This is a genomic window from Micrococcus sp. HMSC31B01 (assembly GCF_001816085.1).
Taxonomy (GTDB): Bacteria; Actinomycetota; Actinomycetes; order Actinomycetales; family Micrococcaceae; genus Micrococcus; species Micrococcus luteus.
Map to the genome: position 1 here is coordinate 11,525 of NZ_KV824911.1, position 1,505 is coordinate 13,029.

Sequence of the window (1,505 nt, forward strand, 5' to 3'; positions counted from 1 at the left end):
TCGGCACCAAGTTCGGCATGGACATGGGCGGTGTCGCCGGCGACGACGGCGGCGCGCGGGGCTCCCGCCGGTACATCGTGCGCGCCGTCGAGGACTCCCTGCGCCGCCTCGGCACCGACTGGATCGACCTCTACCAGTTCCACACCCCGGACCCGGCCACGCCCATCGAGGAGACCCTCCGCGCGCTCGACGACCTCGTGCGCGCCGGCAAGGTCCGCTACGTGGGCCACTCGAACCGGGCCGGGTGGCAGATCGCCCAGGCCGAGTACGTGGCCCGCGAGCTGGGCGTGGAGCGCTTCGTGTCCGCGCAGAACCACTACAACCTGCTGGACCGCCGGGCCGAGCTCGAGGTGGTCCCGGCGGCGGCCGAGTTCGGGCTCGGCGTCCTGCCGTACTTCCCGCTGGCCAACGGGCTGCTCACGGGCAAGTACTCGCAGGGCGACGCCCCCGAGGGCTCGCGCCTGTCCCACGTGCGCCAGCACATGGTGGCCGACGCCGACCTGGAGCAGCTGGCCGCGTTCGGCCGGTTCGCCCGGGAGCGGGGGATCACCGAGGTCCAGGCCGCGATCGGGTGGCTGGCGGCGCAGGGGCCGGTGTCCTCCGTGATCGCCGGCGCCACCCGTGCCGCGCAGGTCGTGGAGAACGCGGCGGCGGCCGACTGGCTCGCCACCGCGGAGGACCTGGCCGAGCTGGACGCCCTGTTCCCGGGCCCGGAGAAGGTCGCGCTCTTCTGATGGCCGGCGCGCTGACCGGCGCGGCCGCCGCGACCCCGCTCGTGCCGACGCCGGGGGAGGCCGCCCTGGGCTGGACCGTGTCCGTCGTGGCCGGTGCGCTGTGGGTGGCCGGCTTCGTCTCGCTGGGCCGCAGCCCCCTGGACGCCCGGGCGCGCCTGCCGTGGGTCGGCCTCATGCTGCTGCTGCCGGTGCTGGGGGCGCTCATCTGGTTCTGGTGGCGGCACCGCTACTACCCGGCGCGGCGGCGCGAGCAGCCGGCGTGGGACCCCAACGACCGCTCCGCCGTCGTGGTGCCCCCGCGCCGGCGCTACGGCGCGCCGGAGGAATGAGCCGGGCTCAGAGCTTGACGACGATGCGGTCGTCGACGACGGCCGCGTCGTAGTCCATGAGGGCCTTGCGGGCCGGGCCGCCGAACGGCTTCCCCGAGGTGACGTCGAAGTGCGAGCCGTGGCAGGGGCAGGCGTAGGCCGGGCCCTCCTGCCGGTCCACGACCTGGAGCAGGCAGCCCTGATGCGTGCACACGTTGGTGAAGGCGGTCACCGTGGTCTCGTCCACGCGATGCATCATCAGCGTCCGACCCTGCACCTGCACCTCCCGGGAGGCGCCCACGGGCAGCTCGGCGGCGGGCAGCGCGTCGACGGCGTCGGAGCCGGTGTAGTGGTCCTGCGCGGTGTCCTTCTCACGCAGCCGGTCCGTGCAGCCGGCCAGCGCGAGTGTGCCGGCACCCGCGGCGGCGACGGCGGCGCCGCGGCCCAGGACGGTGCGGCGGGG

The 1,505-nt window shown here is 75.3% G+C and carries 3 protein-coding genes; 2 read left to right on the top strand and 1 reads right to left on the bottom strand.

Features of this window, described 5'->3' with window-relative positions; translation table 11 throughout:
- Together HMPREF3105_RS01500 and HMPREF3105_RS01505 are read left to right on the top strand one after the other, a co-directional pair.
- A partial coding sequence (locus tag HMPREF3105_RS01500; protein ID WP_246830307.1) for an aldo/keto reductase occupies window positions 1–734 on the top strand: 734 nt, incomplete at its 5' end.
- On the top strand, window positions 734–1,063 hold the full coding sequence (locus HMPREF3105_RS01505) for a PLD nuclease N-terminal domain-containing protein (RefSeq protein ID WP_020627854.1): 330 nt from the start codon (window positions 734–736) through the stop codon (window positions 1,061–1,063). The genes HMPREF3105_RS01500 and HMPREF3105_RS01505, both read left to right, overlap by 1 nt.
- Before the next feature lie 7 nt (window positions 1,064–1,070).
- Here the strand turns inward: HMPREF3105_RS01505 and HMPREF3105_RS01510 are convergent.
- Window positions 1,071–1,505 (bottom strand): Rieske (2Fe-2S) protein (locus HMPREF3105_RS01510; RefSeq protein WP_246830308.1); only part of this gene is annotated, 435 nt, incomplete at its 5' end.